The organism is Rhodococcus sp. KRD197, from assembly GCF_017168235.1.
Classification (GTDB): Bacteria; Actinomycetota; Actinomycetes; order Mycobacteriales; family Mycobacteriaceae; genus Rhodococcoides.
In genome coordinates this window covers 15294-32858 of record NZ_JABFAO010000076.1, presented here as the reverse complement: position 1 = coordinate 32858, position 17565 = coordinate 15294, and the positions used below count along the sequence as shown (strand labels likewise).

Below are 17565 nucleotides of genomic sequence, written 5' to 3'. Positions count from 1 at the left end.
AATTCGACATTGACTGTGAGCCTGGAAGAGGTGGGGGCGCGTCGCTGGTGGGCTGCGCTCCTGGCGACTGTGGCGTCACAGTCGGGAAATGCATACATGCGATTCGTCGGTGTAGTGGACGGGGAGCCGAGGTACGTCGGCGATACATTTCCAGTGCCTCGAACATGGGGGACGATTCCGCCGCGCGAAGCGTGGGCTCCCGGCATGTCTTCCGCACTTGCGCAATTGCAGGAACAAATCGAAAGCGCGGGCTGGCAACTGCGCAGTAGCTCGGACCACCCGTGGTCGTGGGTATATGAACGACCTTCCCACGACCACGATTGACTCGGTGGTGTGCGCACTCGACCAGTCCGTGCGCTCTGTTGATTCAGTCGGCGTGAATGTCGGAAGCTGGACTGCTACCGAACTGGAGCAGGTTCGACACCTCGTCGGCATCGACTTCACGCCGGCGGCCGTCCGCGCACAATTCGACATAGAAGGCCTCGTATCCGCGGGGATCAGCACCCCGGTCCCCCGTGCTACGACGCTCGAACACGCGCGCTCGAGGCCAGTGCACCAGCACAGCAGACCGCAGGGCCGACCCCTCGGGTGCGGTGCCACCGACGGGGCCGTACTCCCCGATCACCGCAGCCTGCACGACTCCGTTCACCGATGCCGTGGTCACAGGGAATACGACAGGAGATGCGCTGTCGGCAACATCGATGGCGATCGAATGTGATTCGATCCGCGCCGGAGCATCAGGGGTTGCCGGTTGAGGTCGATCGCCCTCGGTCGGGAGTCCCGCCGACGGTGTGGGTTCTGCCGACGGTGTGGGTTCTGCCGACGGTGTGGGTTCTGCAGACCGTCTGCCGAACAGGAAGTAGGCGACGGGCCCTACGAAGTTGACGCAGATGATCAGTGCCCACATTCGCTTGTTTCCCACAACCTGATCGCGTTCGCGTCGCGCAAGATCGACCCACGCACCCCCAGCCAGCAAGAGTTGGACAACAGCGAGCACAACCAGGGCGCCCAGACGGAGCGGGCTCAGCTCTTTCCATTGATTTCGATCGCGGTGCAACATGGCTCTCCTTTTCACCGACCCACGAGCGTTCACCTACTGACAACTACCTTCAAGGCCCCTGAATCGGCGGCACCGCTGAACACGTCGTAGGCCTCCGCGAATTCGTTCATCGAGAATCGGTGAGTGATCAAACCTGCGGGGTCGAGCAAACCGTCGGACGCAAGTTTCGCCAGAGTGGGCGTCGAGAACGTGTCGACCAATCCTGTGGTGATCGTGAGATCACGGATCCAAATGTCTTCCAGGTGCAACATCACGGGAGCTCCGTGCACCCCGATATTGGCCACATGCCCGCCGGGACGGACCACTTCGACGGCCATCTCGAAGGTGGCGGGAATCCCGACGGCTTCCATGGCCACGTCGGCTCCCAACCCGTCAGTGATCGCGCGGACCGCCTCGAGGACGTCCTCGGAGCTGTTGTCGATGACGATGTCTGCCCCGAGCTTCAGGGCCGCTGCCAGTCTGCCGGGGTCTTGGTCCACGACCACGATCCGACTGGGCGAAAGCAGCTTGCTGGTCATGACGGCTGCCAGGCCTATCGGGCCCGCACCGATGATGACGACGACATCACCGGGCTGCACCCGTCCATTGAGGACACCGACCTCGTAGCCGGTCGGGAAGATATCGGCCAGCATGAGCATCTGCTCGTCGCTGAGTCCGGTGGGCACCGGGTGGGTGGAGTTGTCGGCGAAAGGAACTCGAACCAGCTCGGCCTGGGTTCCGTCGATGGTGTGTCCGAGAATCCATCCCCCTCCGCCGGTGCACTGGCCGTAGCGTTGCTCGCGACAGAACCGGCAGGAGCCGCACGAGGAGATGCAGGAAACGAGCACGCGGTCACCGACTTCGACCCGAGCTACCCCGCTACCGACTTCGACCACGGTGCCGACGGCCTCATGGCCGAGGACTCGTCCGGGTGTCGTTTCGGGGACGTCGCCTTTCAGGATGTGCAGGTCGGTGCCGCAGATCGTGACGGCGTCGACACGAACTATGGCATCGGTCGAACTCTCGATCACCGGGTCGGCGACCTCGTCCCACGATTTGCTGTCGGTCCCATGAAAAATCATCGCTCGCATTGTGTCTTCTCTCTTCGAGTCGCAGGCACTAGGTTCGAGGTTCTCGCTACGAGGCTAGGACTGCGTGCGGGACGGGAGAAGAGCATTCGGTCTGCAAGGCAAGGACCAACGTCACGTGCTCACTCTTGCTCTGCCATCTACCGCTGCGCGACGCTTCCAGATCGGTTGCGCGAGGATGACTGCGGCGATGACGACGACCGCCCCGAGCAGCTGGAGGACCGAGAGCGTCTGACCGAGAACCATATACCCCAACACTGTGGCGGCAAGCGGACTCGCGAAGGACAGGAACGAGACCGCCAGCGCAGGAAGCTTCTCGATGCCGCGGAACCACACAGCGTAGGCGAGCAACGCACCGATCACGCTGAGGTACAGGAAGCCGGAGACATTCTCGACCGTAATCGTTTTGGGAAGTCCCTCGCCGGCCAGCATGAACGGCAGGAGAACCACTCCGCCCACCGTAAGCTGCCAACCAGTGAAGGTCAGCACGCCCACGCCTTCGGGACGCCCCCATCGCTTCGTCAGCACCAATCCCGTCGCCATACTGGCTGCCCCTGCCAAACCGGCGACTACGCCGACGAAATCCAGAGCGGCGTGGGGCTGCAGGACGAGCAATCCGACGCCGAGAGCTCCGAGTACACAGGAGACGATGTGGACTGCCTGAATTCGAGCACCGAGCAGTCCTGCGCCGAGGACAAGCACGAGCATCGGTTGCACCGTCATGACCAATGCCGCGACACCGCCCGGCAAGTGATATGCAGCGACGAACAGAAAGTAGAAGAAGGCGCCGATGTTGAGAATCCCGAGAATCGCAGTTCGCCACCACCACATACCCCGCGGGAGTGCGCGCCCCACCGCGACCAGGAGCAGACCGGCGGGGAGTGCACGAACCACCGAATCCAACAGCGGTCGGTCCGGTGGCAACAACTCCGTCGTCACGAGGTAGGTGCTCCCCCATACTGCGGGAGCCAGGGCGGTGAACAACGAGTCGCGGAGAGCGCCGCCGGCCTTCATCGCAGTGGTCGCGTGTACGGAGGATCGAGACGGTCGGTTGCAGTGTCTCGGTACCGCTGATAATGGACGGAAGACGAGGTGGGTCGTCGACCGGGGTGGCGACGTTCCTCGGCGGCATAGCCGATGGGCAGCAGCAAGGCGACAGCAATGCTGTCGCGGTCGCCGATTCCGATCGCCTCTTTGACCAGCGTTTCATTCCATCCGTTCATCGGCGAACAGGCCAGTCCCAGCTCTGTGGCGGCAAGCATCGCGAAGCTCGCCGCAATCACTGCGTCTTTGACGGCGTACTCGCGTTCGAGACCGCGTTCGACGAGGTCCTCCTGAAACTCGCGACTCGACTCGGCGGAACTCGAGACGAACCGGTCGGACCAGGCTCGATTGCGGCGGGCGGAGTCGAAAATGTCGGTGTTGTCACGGCGCCATGCGTCCAATTCGGCAAGAAACACCAACACCACCGGCGCTTCACGTGGATGTGGTTGCTCGCCAGTAGCTTTCACCAACCCCGCTCTTGCCTCTGAATCACTCGCAACGACGATGGCGCGTCCCTGGTAGTTCCATGCGGACGGAGCTTCGAGTGTCAGTTCCAGTAGTTGGTCGAGCACTTCGGTGGGAATCGGATCAGGTCGGTAGTGCCGGTGACTCCGGCGTGACCTGATTGCATCGGTGACGGAGATTGTCGGTGATGTGTTCATATCTCGTTTCCGAATATTTCGATGTCGAATCATTTTCCATCGAGACGCTACGTCGGGTGCTAGCATCTGTCAAACAGTTCGATGTCGAAATATTTGGAGGTTCGTTGTCCGACGCAGTCGACTCCTTCCTGGCGCAGTGGCAACTCGAGCGACCCGAGATGGACGCGTCGCCGATGGGTATCGTCGGACGACTCTCGCGTACATCGCGGCTGGTAGAACGCGAGATACGCGAGTACTTCGCCGGTGAGGACATGGAGCCGTGGGAGTTCGACGTGCTCGCAACGCTGCGTCGCTCGGGGCCGCCGTACACCCTGACGCCGAAGGACTTGGTCGCGAGGACGATGGTCGGATCAGCAGCGATGACGAACCGCGTGGATCGACTCGTTGCGAAGGATTTGGTGAGCCGCGAGACCGATCCCAGCAATCGCCGCAGCATTCTGATCAGCTTGACCGAACAGGGCCACGGCCTTGTCGAAAGAGTGGTCGACGGCCATGTCGCCAACGCGGCTCGTGTCGTTGCCGATCTCGACCCCGGGGAGCGAATCGAACTGGACCGCCTACTGCGCAAGCTGCTGATCTCACTCGGCGACACCGGCGCGGAGTAGTCCTCCGGTCCACACGTTCGATGGCAGAGAACCCTGCAAAGGGGCTGCGCGAGTCAGTCCTTGACCTCGAGTGCACTCGAGTTTCTAGCATTCGCAGGATGACACACAGAATGGACAGCGACGTTCCGAGCCCCGCCGACGTCGAAGCAATTCGAGGAATCGTCCGAGACATTCAGGACGGATTCAACAACAACGACGCCGCGTTGATGAACGCGCATATGGCGGACGACGCCGTAGTCGTCAACGCACGCGGCGCGGTTCTCAATGGACGTCGTGCCATCGAAAAAGCCACTGAGGACAGCCTCGCCGCTGGCTACCTCCGAGACTCGACTGCGTACTACGAACTGACGGACGTCATAGCGCTTGCTACTGACGTGATTACGGCCCGCAAGAACGCATGGTCCACACGCGAGAACTCGCAGGACGGAATACCGCCAGAGATGAATGCGCTCTACATCTTCGTTCGTCGCGCCAATCGGTGGGTTGTTTGGCGCAGACAGAACACTCTGATCGCATGAGTCCGCCGCCGCAAACACGTGTTGAACCTGACTGAATTCCTTTCGGCTTACTCGTCGACGGGATCCGCGGTGGGCCGGTCTGCTCGGGCGCTGTCACCGACAACCAAGTCCGTAGGACAGATCAGGATTGGACATGGGCTGTGTCCGACGAGGCGATGAGTGGTCGACCGATAGAGCGTTTCGGTAACGCGACCACGACCGTGGGTGCCCACAACGAGCAACTGGGCATCGACCGAACCTGCTGCCAGCGCATGCGCTCGGTGGTTCACCCGCGCCACTTCCTGCGTCACCTGCACTTTCGGGAATCGGTGTCGGGCGGCGACAAATGCGTCGACAGAAGGCATCGCCCCCTCCCCCGCAACCGAACTCGCATCCGCTCGTCGCAGTGTCCTGTCGCGATCGGAGTCATCCGGCAGATGGGCGTGCACCGCACGGATCGGTGCACCGAATCGGTCCGCATACTCGAACGCGCTCATGACGGCCTGTTCGCTCGACCCGTCGGCATCGACTCCGAGAACGACGGGTCGCTTGTTGTCCGGGTACTGCCAGGACGGGCCTCGCCGCACCAGCACCGGACATGAGGCCCTGCTGGCGACGTCGGCAGCGATCGACAATGCCGACGTCGGCCCGTCAAGGCCTCGCGGGTGACCCAGCACGATCATCTGGGCGTCGCGGCCGACTCTCGCCAGTGCAGTCGATGTCGGACCGGCAACAATGGTGCCCGACGACGAGATGTTCGGGTGCCGTTGACCGACCGCGGCTACGGCGTCATCGACGATTGCCCGCGCAGCATCGCGTTTGCGCGCGATGACCGCTCCCTGCTTGATGACCATTTCCGCGCTTACCCGGTAGAGATCTTCGGGAAGCACGTGCACTATCCGTATGGGGCAGCCGACTTTGTCGGCAACGGAAGCCGCCCACAATGCAGCGACTACCCCCGCGCGCGAACCGTCGACCCCCACGACGATTTTTCGGCTGTCAGCCATATATGTCTCCGATCCAGATGATGACTTGTTCGACGAACATCAGACTGCCGTTCGACGAGTGCGCTGCACCAGGGTCGTTCGACCATGACAAGACCCTCTCTGGAACCGTGACACTGCTTCTGGGTTCACCAACAACAGAGAACAGTCGCACCGTGTTCACACCAAGCCCCACGAGAATTCACTCACTATTCATCCGACAGCGCTTCCGATCATCCAGACGGGTCGAGATCCCCTGTCCGCGTGGGCAATTTGCGAGAGCTGCACCACACTCGGCCGACAGACGACCAAAGACCCTAGAGCCGACACAGCGGTGCGGACACACTCGGGACTATGACGACGCACCAGCAAGTAGCACTGGTCGAGCTTGCCTCGAAGCTCGACGGCCTCCGCGGTGAGCTGATCGCTGCCGCTGGCGGCGACGATCGGCTCGCTGCAGTGGACCCATGTAATCGGGCCAGTGCCGAGAACCTCATGCACTACATGGCGTTGCGCCGACATGACGTGCGCTTCCTGCAGGCAGATCTCGCAGCGTTGGGGTTGTCCTCACTGGGACGATCCGAGGCGCACGTCCTCGCATCCGTCGATGCGGTGCGGGCGGCGGTGGCGAGCCTGGCCGGGTTGGAGCCCCCGGAGGACGGCAGAGGCATGGTGGACTTCGCTTCCGGCGAACGGCTACTCGAACGCAACGCGATCACGCTGCTCGGTGCGGGCCGCAATGGCCGACAAACGCGCATCATGGTGACATTACCCAGCGAAGCGGCCACCGATGCAGCCCTCGTCGACCGACTCGTGGCAGCCGGAACCGAAGTTGTCCGGGTGAACTGCGCACATGACGGTCCGGCGCAGTGGGCGGCGATGATCGCCAACGTGCGCACCGCGGCCCGGGCGCACGGCCGCCATGTGAAGGTCACCATGGATATCGCCGGCCCGAAACTGCGGACCGGGCCGATCCTCCCAGGAGCCACAGTGGCGCACATCAAACCCACCCGCGACGATCTGGGCCGATGTGCGACTCCAGCCCGAGTGTGGCTGACACAGCCGAACGGACCCGACTGCCCTGACGCGGCACGCCTTCCGGTGACGGACGAGAAGTGGCTCGCCCGCCGCAAGACGGGCGAGCGGATCACTTTCCGCGACACCCGCGGATCCAAACGCAGTCTCCTGATCACCTCGGCGACGCCCGAGGGGTGCGTGGCTGACTTGGCGGATACCGCGTACGTGGAGCCCGGCACCACCCTGCACCACAACGACCACGAACACCACCATCATCACGGCGACGATGTGGTGCAGGTGGACGCGTTGGTGCCTCGCGAGCAGAAGCTCCGGCTCCGTGTCGGCGACGACCTCCTGGTGGTGCCAGATCTCGATCCCGTCGACCCCCACGCCACCCCGGTTCGGATCGGATGCACCCTGCCTCAGGTGTTCGAGGACGCACGAGTGGGGCATCGCGTGTTCTTCGACGACGGAAAAATCGGCGGCATCATCGAAGCCACCGGTCCGGGTGGGTTGACGGTGAAAATCACGGACGCGGCACCGCAGGGCGCTTCGCTCGGCGCAGGCAAGGGCATCAATCTGCCCGACAGCCAGTTGCGGCTATCTGCGCTGACCGACGAAGACACTGCAAACTTGCCCTTCGTGGTCGAGCATGCCGACGCCGTGAGTCTCTCGTTCGTCAGAAGCGCCGACGACGTCGCCCTGCTGCAGCGTCGGCTGACAGATCTCGGCGGCACCCATCTCGGCCTGATACTGAAAGTCGAGACCGTCGCCGGGTTCGAGAACCTGCCGGAGATCTTGTTGACGGCGATGCATTGGCCGCAGGTCGGGGTGATGATCGCCCGCGGCGATCTGGCCGTGGAGGCAGGGTACGGACGCCTGGCGGAGCTACAGGAAGAGATCCTCTGGATCTGTGAGGCCGCGCATGTGCCGGTCATCTGGGCCACGCAGGTCCTCGACACGTTGGCCCGCACCGGTCACCCCTCGCGCGCCGAGGTCACCGATGCGGCGATGGCGGGTCGAGCAGAGTGCGTGATGCTCAACAAGGGGCCATTTGTCGATCACGCCGTCACCTTCCTCGACGACATCCTCGTTCGGATGGCAGAGCACCAACGCAAGAAGAATCCGCTACTGCGGCAGCTTCATTCGTGGGGTTACCCACACGACCGCGCATCCGAACCCGCCGAGGCAACGCACCGCGCGCCGTGATCGAGGTACTGGCCGAGTGCTTCACACATCGGCGGCCTCCGCCGAAGCCGCCTCCGGCGCTGACGGCACCCAAGGCTTGAGAGGTTGCACCACATCACGGTAGAAGGCATCGACTCCATCCGTGACGCTGCCGATGAACCCGGCCGCTGATCCCGAACGCTTACTACCCATCTTGGTCGGTGATGTGAGTGTGAACCGCTCCAGTTCGCTGACACGCCCGACGGTCAACGACTTCGTATCCGCCCGAACCGTGGCCAAGTTCTCGCACGAGACTTCGCTCGCATCGGCGAACACAGCCTCGACGAGAATATCTGCCGGAGCGGTCTTGAGCTGCTTGAGCAACCACGAGGCACGTCTGAGCGCTGTACCGTCCGTCGGTGCATCGATGGTGGTGCTGCACTTGATCTTGTTGGTGCGCAGATCTGCCTCGACCGTGAGATCACCGGCGGCATCCGGAATCCGCATGGTCGCGGACAGAGCGCCGGACGCCGCGAGCTGTTCGACGATGTACTCGTTCCGCGCTTGCGGGTCACCGCTGAGTTTCCTCGGCAGATGATGTTTGACCGTCACACCGAGGTCCGCGGTCATCCTCAACGCCAGATGCCTCGACAGTGAAGCCCACGTATTTGCCACCGACATCGCCTTGACATCGCTCGCCCGTAGGGTGCCTGCGGTGACCGAATCGCGCACTGCAACCCAGTGACGACCCATGTCCACGAACTCCGTCGCGCCAGACTTCGGGTGCGTCAGATACCGGACGAACTCACTTAGGATCCATGCTTGCAGCGAATCTGCGAGATCGCCATGCGACAACAACATTCGCGCTTCGTGTATCACCTCGGACCACGAAATATGCCGAAGCGATACCTTGTTGAGCTTGGTCTTGTTCACCTGAACCGGAAGCTCACCTGCCGACGCCGGGATGTCGTTGGACAGGCTCAACACGACCTCGTACTTGTGGCGTCGCGCAACATCGAGGTAGTTCTCCAGCTGATCTCTGTGCAGCTTGCCTGTGCCGGTCTTGACCTCCAGCAGCGCAGTCCATACGTGGCCTGCTCGCGAGACACGGAACACTCCGTCGGGGATCACCTTCCCCTCGCCCTTGACGAACGGCACTTCGAGGTAGCCCTCGAATGGGCCGGCGGGCGCTCCGGCGCGGGAGCAGATCGCTCGGGCGAACGGACGTACTGCCTGCATCGTGGCGATCAGCGCCGAGGTGGCCCTCTTCTCCTGTTCCTCACCGGACCCGACGCCGGAGACCGAGAACAGGCGAGCGGTCTGCCACCCCTCCCCTCCTGCGAGGGTGAACTGTGGCAGCGCGACCTTCTTGGCAATTGGTTTCTTGGTGCGAACGCCACGTTTAGGTGTTTCGACGTCGACGATCGATACATCGAGGACTTCACTGGTTGAGGTGGCGGCCTGAGCAGGCGAGACCGCTACCTCGGCCACGGCGACGTCGTCCACCGATGCCGCGGAGTCACTGTTGTCGACGTCGACACCGAAATCCTGAGCGAGCCCGGCCAGACCTGATTCCCATCCTTGACCGACCGCGCGCAGCTTCCACGCACCATTTCGTCTGTACACCTCACCGAAGACGAGCGCACGCTCGGAAGTTGCATCAGCAGTGACGAATTCGCCCAGCACCGAACCTGATTGGTCTCGAACCTGCAGGGCCAACTTACCGAATCCGTCCAGCGTGTGGGCGTCCGAACTGCCTGCGATGACAACCTTTTCGACATCCGAATGCAGAGAGGTCAAGTGGATCGACACCCGCTCCTGCTTACCCTCGTCAGTGCTGCTGCTGCCGAGATACCGCACGGCCGCATCCGAGCACTCGGGTTGGTTGTAGAAAACGAAGTCTGCGTCCGATCGGACATGGCCGCTCGAATCCACCAACAGCGCCGACGCATCCAGATCACGCTCTGGATCGACCCATGACACGATCACGTCCAACTCGGTCGCATCGTCCGGTAGGGCAATGTTCTGCCCCTTGGTCAGAATCGGTGAACTCACGTGTACACGCTCCTGTCGGACAAAACGGACCTCAACTGCTGAGCGTATCCACCTCACACCGGCTGCACGGGACGTCGGAAAACAATCATTCAATCGAATGAATCGCCAACCCGGTAGCTTGCGACACCGCGTTCGGCTCGCTACTTCATCGCTGCCGAAGTGCCGTAAAGATGTGTGCGATGCGCGCTTGCCTTGGTCGAGCTTCTGCGCGCCCCGAGCGACTTGTCTACGCCAACCGCCAGGCTGACCACGACCGCGATCGCAAAGATCCTCAGCCAAGCCCCGGCGTCCAACGGAGCTGTCTGGAATATCGTGTTCATGAAAGGGAGATAGGTGATTGCGAGCTGTGCAACTGCCTGCGTCGCCACACCCACTATGAGCCAGCGGTTGGTGAACAGGCCGATGCGCCAGGCAGAGTGGACCAGCGAGCGACACGAGAACAAGTAGAACGCTTGGACCACGGCAAAGACGTTCAGCGCTGCGGTGCGCGCCTCAGGCAGTGACGCGCCGTTTGCCAGCTCCCACTCGAACAGCCACCATGCGCCAGCGACGAGCAGTGCCGATACCAACAGAGTCCGGCCGACCAACGCGCCGGTCAACAGCGACTCGTTCGGGTCGCGCGGCGGTCGGGTCATGACGTCTGCCTCTTTGGGCTCGAACGCCAGCGTGAGTCCGAGAAACACGGCGGTTGTCATGTTGATCCACAGAATCTGGGTGGGCAAGATCGGCAGCGCAGTGCCCAAGGCGATCGCCGTCAAGACCACCAAGGCCTGTCCGACATTCGTGGGCAACGTCCACGTGATGAATTTCGTGAGATTGTCGAAAACGCCGCGACCTTCCTCGACAGCAGCTTCGATGGTGGCGAAATCGTCGTCGATCAACACCATGTCGGCCGCGTCCTTCGCGACTTCTGTGCCACTTCCCCCCATTGCCACACCGATATTCGCTCGCCGCAGCGCGGGCGCATCGTTGACACCGTCTCCGGTCATGGCAACGATGTGTCCCTTTTCCTGCATGGCCTCGACCAGTTGCAGTTTCTGCGCCGGTGTCACCCTCGCGAACACACAGGCTCGCTCGATAGCGTCCGGAAGGTCCTCGGGTGCAATCTCGGTCAGCTCCGCACCGGTCAGAACGCTTCCCGCAGTATCCTCGTCGGCTTCGAGCACTCCGACCGCCCGAGCGATTGCGCTGGCGGTCCCGGCATGGTCACCGGTAATCATCTTGACCGCTATGCCTGCGGTGTGGCACACGGTCACCGCCGAGGTGGCTGCCGTGCGGGGTGGGTCGAGCATGGCCTGCAGGCCGGTCAGTGTCACGGTGCCAAGAAGCGCTCGCTCGGTGAAGTCGGTGGCGTCGGTCGACTCACGGACGCCGGTCGCGAGCACCCTGAGCCCCTGTAGCGCCAGCTGTTCGGCGGCAAGCAACACCCCCGATCGATCGATCGGCCGTCGGGAACCGTCGGCATACATTTGGTCGTGGCACAGTTCAAGCATCCGTTCCACCGCACCCTTGACGAGCACCACATGGTCGCCGCTCCCCGTTGCGTGCAAGGTAGCCATGTACTGACGCTCCGAATTGAACAGAATTGTGTCCTCCCGCGGGAGGCTTTCGCCGACGTGCTCGGCTGTCAGGCCGGCCTTGGCTGAGACGACGAGCATCGCGGCTTCGGTGGGATCACCGACGATCCCCCACTGGTGGTCTTCGTGGGTCAATACGGCGTCGTTGCATCCCGCTCCTGTCAACAGTGACCAGCGCAGTGCGAGGTTCGCATCGATCGACACGGGCGTTCCGCCTCCCGACAGCAACTCACCGTCTGGGCTATAACCCGACCCCGTCACCTGCACGGCCTCACTGGGCGTCCAAACTGCTCGCACGGTCATCTGATTCCGAGTGAGCGTGCCAGTTTTGTCGGCGCAGATTGCCGTCGTGCTGCCGAGCGTCTCCACCGCGGGCAAGCGTCGGACGACGGCTCGCCGCTTGGCCATTCTCGATACACCGATGGCGAGCATGATCGTGACGGCGGCGGGAAGACCCTCGGGGATTGCTGCGACCGCGAGGGCGATGGATGCGGTGAAGGTCTCCACGGCGTCTTGCTGGCGCAGCAAGCCGAGGGCGAACGTAAACGCAGCCAAACCCAAGATCCCCACGGTGAGCAACTTGCTGAACCGGGCCAGTTTGATCGTCAGGGGGGTCGCCAACAGCGTTGCGTCACCGACGAGCCGGTGAATTTCCCCCATCTCGGTGTCTGCTCCCGTTGCCACCACGATCCCTGCGCCGGATCCTGCGGTGACCAAGGTGCCCGAGTACAGCATGTTGGATCGATCCGCGACGGGCGTCGCGTCGGTAAGAACAGCTTCGTTCTTCCCGATCGACAAAGATTCGCCGGTCAGCGCTGATTCGTCGACGCGCAATTCGTAGTGCCGAAGTAGCCGGATGTCCGCCGGCACCTTGTCACCGGCCTCGATGAGAATCAAGTCTCCGGGCACAAGCACTTCGGACTCGACGACCAGTTCACGACCTTCGCGAACGACTCTGGCGTCGGTGCGGACCATTGCACGGAGTCCTTGCAGCGCCGACTCGGCTTTGGACTCTTGGACAAAGCCAACGATGGCGTTGACGACTACGACGGCGAAAATCACAACCGAGTCCACGTACTCCCGCAGCAACGCGGTGATGACTCCAGCGATCAACAAGACGTAGATGAGCGGATGGTGGAACTGACGCAGGATCCGCACAAGCAGACTCGCGCCGGTGGCTTCCGGAAGCACGTTGGGCCCGAACCGCGCCGACAACCGATGTGCCTGTTCGGTGGTGAGCCCGCGCAGCGAATCCGTCTCGAGCATCTGAGCAACCTCATGGCTCGATAGTCCGTGGTACGGGGTGGTGGAGGTAGCTGCCATTGTGTCGACGGTTCCATATGGGCGACCGGGATCACCAGTGCCCAACGGCCAGTTGCCGGGGGCCATTGGACACTGGTGAGTCAAAGAAGGAGCGTTGACACCCGGATCACCCGGTCACGGCGAGGATCGAAATAGCGAATACAAGGCTGTCACCCGCAGCAATGCCTGCACGCGGTTGACCGTCGGGGTACCCGTCCGCGGAACTCATCGCCACGGCAACGGTCGATCCAACCGTTTGACCCGCGATAGCTTTCTGAAACCCTGGAACCACTCCGCCGAGAGGGAATTCGGCCGGCGCTCCTCGCTCGTAGCTGCTGTCGAACACCGACCCATCGCGCCCGTTCACACCCACGTAGCAGACAGACACCTCAGCATCGTCCGAAACGACTGGTCCATCCCCTGCTTGCAGCGTCGACACCTGAGTCTCGTCGATGCTGAACGCGGTTTCGACGTCGATCACGGGCGCCGACGAAGCCGTCGAGCCGGTGACCTCGACACTCCCGGTTTGTCCCTCGAGAGTCCACTCCGGATCTGCGGAGCTCTCTGGAGCGGCGGTCGGGCAGGTGTCGAGGGCGGCTGCTTCGGTACTCGTCGGGGTCGCAGTCGCCCCAGAATCAGAACTGCAACCGGCCAAACCGAGCACCATCAGAGCCGCTCCGGCTGCGGCAACACCGGACGAGGTCATGCGATTCGTTTTCACGGTACGACGCTACCCAAAGCTGTTCTTTCGTCATACGACGCCCTCCGCACGCCGGTGGGGTACGCACCAGTGCCCAACGGCCGGTTACAGGGGCCATTGGACACTGGCGATTCGGGCACTGGGGAATCGACAGGGAGCTAAACGAGCGACGCCGAGAGCCCTCCGTCGAGAATGTAGTGGCTTCCCGTGATCCACGTTGCCCGGTCGGACGCGAGGAACAGGGTCACCTCCGCGATGTCCTCGGGTGTTCCCAATCGTCCCTGTTTGGCGGCGACGAGGTCACCGAACGGCATCTGTGTTGCGGCTTCGAAACCCGGGACCAATCGATCGACCATGGCGGTGTCGGCGAAGCCCGGGCACACGGCGTTCACCCGCACCCCCGACGCACGCATCTCGATTGCCGCGACGCGCGTGAGCTGGATCAATGCAGCCTTTGTAGCGCAATAGGAACCGAGCAGCGGGCTACCACCGACGCCGGCGAGGGAGGAGATGTTGACGATATTGCCTTTCGACTCGACCAGCGCTCCGATCGCGGCCTTCATGACGAGGAACGGTCCGCGCACATTCACGGCATAGATCTTGTCGAAGCTCTCCGTCGACTGCTGTAGCAACGGCGACGAGATCTCGATTCCAGCGTTGTTCACCACGATGTCGAGCCCGCCCAGAGCCTCCACAGCCTGTGCGACCGCGGCCTGGACCTGGCCCTCGTCGGTGACATCGCAGTTGGCGATACCGGCCGCACCGATCTCCTCGGCGGCCTTCGCTGCCGCACCTTCGTCGATGTCGCTGACGACGACGCGCGCACCACGCTCGATGAACATCTTGGATATGGCTTTTCCGATGCCGGCACCGGATCCGGTAACGAATACTCGCTTGCCCTCGAACTCGGTCATGGTGTGTTTCCCTTCGATGAGGATGATGATGAGAGAGTCATGATGCTGCGCACTTCGGTCTTGAGAACCTTCCCGACTTTCGAACGGGGAAGATCGGACCATATCTGAATCTGCTTGGGTGTCTTCATGCTTCCAATTCGCTTTCTCACGAAGGCGATCAGTTCCTCACCGGACGTCTCGCGACCGGGACGAAGAAGAACTGCGGCGGTGACGCGTTCGCCCCACTTGTCGTCGGGCAACCCGACGACAGCACATTCCTTGACGGAGGGATGTGCCAACAGGGCCTGCTCCACCTCGGCCGAGTAGACGTTGAATCCGCCCGTGATGATCATGTCCTTCGCCCGGTCGACGACGTACAGATAACCTTCGTCGTCGAGATACCCGATGTCGCCGGTGTGGTGCCAACCGTGCGTACCCGCTTCGGCTGTGGCTTCGAGATTATCGTGGTACCCCTGCATCACCAGGGGTCCTCGGACGACGATCTCTCCGCGTTCGCAGCGATCGAGCAGCACACCTTCGTCGTTCATGATCGCCACCGTCGTGAGCGGTGTCGGCTTGCCTGCCGAGCTGAGTCGTTCGGTGGCGATGGAACCGTCGCTATGGAAGTGGTCGGCCGGAGCGAGCGTGGCGATCATGTTGGGAGCCTCGGTCTGCCCGAAGAGCTGTCCGAGAACAGGACCGATGCGCTTCAGCGCCTCTTCCAACCGAGTCGGTGACATCGGTGCAGCGCCGTACCAGAGGCACCGCAACGACGAGAGATTCGTTCCGTCGAGATCCGGGTGATCGAGAATGCCGTAGATGACCGTCGGGGGAAGAAACGCGTGCGTGATGCCGTGCTGCTCGATGAGGGACAGGAACTTCCCGATGTCGGGTGCAGGCATAACGACCACATGTCCCCCGAGGCTGAGGATGGGAAAGGTCAGTACTCCCGCCGAGTGCGTGAGCGGCGCAAGTGCCAGATACTGCGGCCGGTCACCGAAGGGGTAGCTCATCAACGCCGAAGCCGTGGAGGTCAGCATGTTCTCCTCGGTCAGGCGCACGCCCTTCGGTCTTCCCGTGGTGCCACCGGTGCCGGCGATGATGCACAACCCGTCGGCCGGACGCTGGTCGACGACCGAATCGGATCCGTGGTCGGCGAGCCACCGATCGTACGAGAGTGCGCCCGGCACCTCCCCGTCGAGGCATACGAGCCATTCCAGTTGCGGCAACTGGTCGCGGATGCGAGCAACCAGATCGGCAAAAGCACTCTGGAAGAACAGGAATCGGCAACCGAACAGCTCGAACAATTGACGGTTCTCGTCGGCCTCGTTGCGCGGGTTGATCGGGCACCACACGGCGCCCGCTCGCGAGACTCCGAACACGCAGGTCAGCGCAAGCGGATCGTTGGCTGACAACACGGCAACACGATCGCCCGCGTCGATCCCGGTATGTTGCAGGGCACTGGCGATCGTCACCGTGTCGTCGTACACCTGACCGTAGCTTCGGGTGGTCTCGCCGATGGTGAGACAGGGCGCGTCTCGGCCCAGTGAGACCCCTTTGTCGAGGTAGTCGGACAGCCGCATCGACCCTGTCCTCAACTGTGCGCGGTGACGATGGGGTCGAGCACCAGTCCGAACGCGCGGAGCACGCCGAGCAGCTCCCGGTGGCCGAATGCCTGGCAGCTCGAGGCGAATCCGACCTTCTTCGGTGGCCCCTGCAGCAGGTGTGACGCCGCGTAGGCGTTGAGCAGCGCAGTCTGCTTGTAGTTGCAGTTGCCGTGGATCACGGTGTGAACCCGACCCAGCGGGCCTGACGCGTACACCGAATCGAGCGAGGTGTTGATGCGTGGATTCTCACGAGGAGGTGTCTCGCTTCGAACCGAGGCAGATACGGTGTCGATGATCTGATACTTCTCCGCGTCGGTCTTTCCTTCCATCTGACCCAGTGCGGCAGAGATGATTTGGGGCACGGCCAGCATGAGCGGCTTGTTGATCACTCCGCCGTAGGCCTTGGCGTTCGCCACACGGGGATCGTTCTTGAACCACACCGGATGGGACGTTCCGCCCCACGGGAGGGCTAGACCGAGGTCGTGCTGGCCTGGCACCACGACCTGGAATACTCCCTCGTCGGCCGGCCACTCGACGTACTCGTTCTGCTCGAGGTAGTAGGCCTTGGAGAACGCGGCATTGGTCAGGATGGTATTGGTCGAGGCGACGGTCGGATGCCCTTTCCAGAAGACCTCGATATCCAGCGTATCCAGCCCGGGCGTCTCGAGGCAGATGTTCGCGGCGATTTCGCCGATGCTGTACATCTGGGCCAAACCTGGTGTGAGTACCAGGTTTCGGGATCCGAACTCTGCGCCGTATTGTGTCTCGGCATCGATCATCCAGTCCTGCTCGCCGGTGGTGTCGGTGTAGTGCGCACCGATCTCGATGCAGGCCTGGGCAACTTCGTGTCCGAAACGCGAGAACGGTCCGACCGTGTTGAGCACGATCTCAGCGCCGCGAAATGCCTCCACCAGAGACTCTTTGGTGTGCTCGACCTCGACGACATCGTATTCGACGGTGTCGATACCGGGGACCACGTCGAGAATGCCCTTGACTCGGCCTTCGTTGCGTCCAGCGGCCAGGAACGGGATGTTGAACTCCCGCAGGTATTCACAGATCAATCGGCCGGTGTATCCCGATGCCCCATATACGACGACCCGCTTGTCGGTTGGCATGAAAGTCCTCTCGTGAACAGTCCGCACGCACGGCAGACCGAGGTGGTTGGAATCGGCGCACCGGAGAGGGGATGACGTACATCCACTCTTCTAACGTGTGCTGCCGATCACACTATGGCAGAATTTGTACAAGCGTCAAGAGTTTTCTTGACGCGTGCCCAAAGTTCGAGCATCCGAGGTCGGGCTTACACTGACGTACTACCGAACGCGCGGG

Annotated in this window: 14 protein-coding genes; 3 read left to right on the top strand and 11 right to left on the bottom strand. The window is 62.4% G+C overall.

What is annotated here, in order from left to right; genetic code table 11:
- Positions 1-367: 367 nt before the first annotated feature.
- From J1M86_RS26940 to J1M86_RS25120, 4 genes are all read right to left on the bottom strand, one after another.
- A complete protein-coding gene (locus J1M86_RS26940; protein WP_206511810.1) occupies positions 368-1060 on the bottom strand; it encodes a PLDc N-terminal domain-containing protein in 693 nt (230 codons plus the stop codon).
- A gap of 29 nt (positions 1061-1089) precedes the next feature.
- Positions 1090-2130 carry a zinc-dependent alcohol dehydrogenase family protein gene (locus J1M86_RS25130; RefSeq protein WP_075837567.1) on the bottom strand — a complete coding sequence of 347 codons (1041 nt, stop codon included), beginning with the start codon at positions 2128-2130 and terminating at the stop codon, positions 1090-1092.
- Positions 2131-2241: 111 nt separating this feature from the next.
- Complete coding sequence (locus J1M86_RS25125) at positions 2242-3141, bottom strand: EamA family transporter (protein WP_206511809.1); 900 nt, start codon at positions 3139-3141, stop codon at positions 2242-2244.
- Positions 3138-3833: a nitroreductase family protein gene (locus J1M86_RS25120; RefSeq protein WP_206511808.1), complete on the bottom strand. Its 696-nt coding sequence runs from the start codon at positions 3831-3833 to the stop codon at positions 3138-3140. Before J1M86_RS25120 ends, J1M86_RS25125 begins: the two co-directional genes overlap by 4 nt.
- A gap of 104 nt (positions 3834-3937) precedes the next feature.
- Between J1M86_RS25120 and J1M86_RS25115 the strand changes: the two genes are divergently transcribed.
- Together J1M86_RS25115 and J1M86_RS25110 are read left to right on the top strand one after the other, a co-directional pair.
- On the top strand, positions 3938-4438 hold the full coding sequence (locus J1M86_RS25115) for a MarR family winged helix-turn-helix transcriptional regulator (RefSeq protein WP_075837642.1): 501 nt from the start codon (positions 3938-3940) through the stop codon (positions 4436-4438).
- A gap of 98 nt (positions 4439-4536) precedes the next feature.
- Entirely contained in the window at positions 4537-4956 is a 420-nt protein-coding gene (locus J1M86_RS25110) for an SgcJ/EcaC family oxidoreductase (RefSeq protein WP_083667218.1), read from the top strand.
- A 47-nt stretch (positions 4957-5003) separates the two neighbouring features.
- Here J1M86_RS25110 and J1M86_RS25105 read toward each other — a convergent pair whose 3' ends face one another.
- Complete coding sequence (locus tag J1M86_RS25105) at positions 5004-5942, bottom strand: universal stress protein (protein ID WP_206511807.1); 939 nt, start codon at positions 5940-5942, stop codon at positions 5004-5006.
- A 330-nt stretch (positions 5943-6272) separates the two neighbouring features.
- Here J1M86_RS25105 and J1M86_RS25100 point away from each other — a divergent pair, with 330 nt between their 5' ends.
- Positions 6273-8144: a pyruvate kinase gene (locus J1M86_RS25100; protein WP_206511806.1), complete on the top strand. Its 1872-nt coding sequence runs from the start codon at positions 6273-6275 to the stop codon at positions 8142-8144.
- A gap of 21 nt (positions 8145-8165) precedes the next feature.
- Here the strand turns inward: J1M86_RS25100 and J1M86_RS25095 are convergent, their stop codons facing one another.
- The 6 genes from J1M86_RS25095 to J1M86_RS25070 all read right to left on the bottom strand — a co-directional run bounded on the left by J1M86_RS25095 (position 8166) and on the right by J1M86_RS25070 (position 17351).
- Complete coding sequence (locus tag J1M86_RS25095) at positions 8166-10157, bottom strand: TerD family protein (protein WP_206511805.1); 1992 nt, start codon at positions 10155-10157, stop codon at positions 8166-8168.
- A gap of 140 nt (positions 10158-10297) precedes the next feature.
- Positions 10298-13057: an HAD-IC family P-type ATPase gene (locus tag J1M86_RS25090; RefSeq protein WP_206511804.1), complete on the bottom strand. Its 2760-nt coding sequence runs from the start codon at positions 13055-13057 to the stop codon at positions 10298-10300.
- 106 nt (positions 13058-13163) lie between these two features.
- Positions 13164-13742, bottom strand: coding sequence for an FKBP-type peptidyl-prolyl cis-trans isomerase (locus J1M86_RS25085; protein WP_206511861.1), 579 nt, complete (start codon positions 13740-13742; stop codon positions 13164-13166).
- A gap of 152 nt (positions 13743-13894) precedes the next feature.
- Positions 13895-14650, bottom strand: coding sequence for an SDR family NAD(P)-dependent oxidoreductase (locus tag J1M86_RS25080; RefSeq protein ID WP_206511803.1), 756 nt, complete (start codon positions 14648-14650; stop codon positions 13895-13897).
- Positions 14647-16212, bottom strand: a complete 1566-nt coding sequence (locus tag J1M86_RS25075) for a long-chain fatty acid--CoA ligase (RefSeq protein WP_206511802.1) — start codon at positions 16210-16212, stop codon at positions 14647-14649. The genes J1M86_RS25080 and J1M86_RS25075 overlap by 4 nt, the downstream gene beginning before the upstream one ends.
- An 11-nt stretch (positions 16213-16223) precedes the next feature.
- Positions 16224-17351, bottom strand: coding sequence for a DUF5938 domain-containing protein (locus J1M86_RS25070; RefSeq protein ID WP_206511801.1), 1128 nt, complete (start codon positions 17349-17351; stop codon positions 16224-16226).
- Positions 17352-17565: the final 214 nt, after the last annotated feature.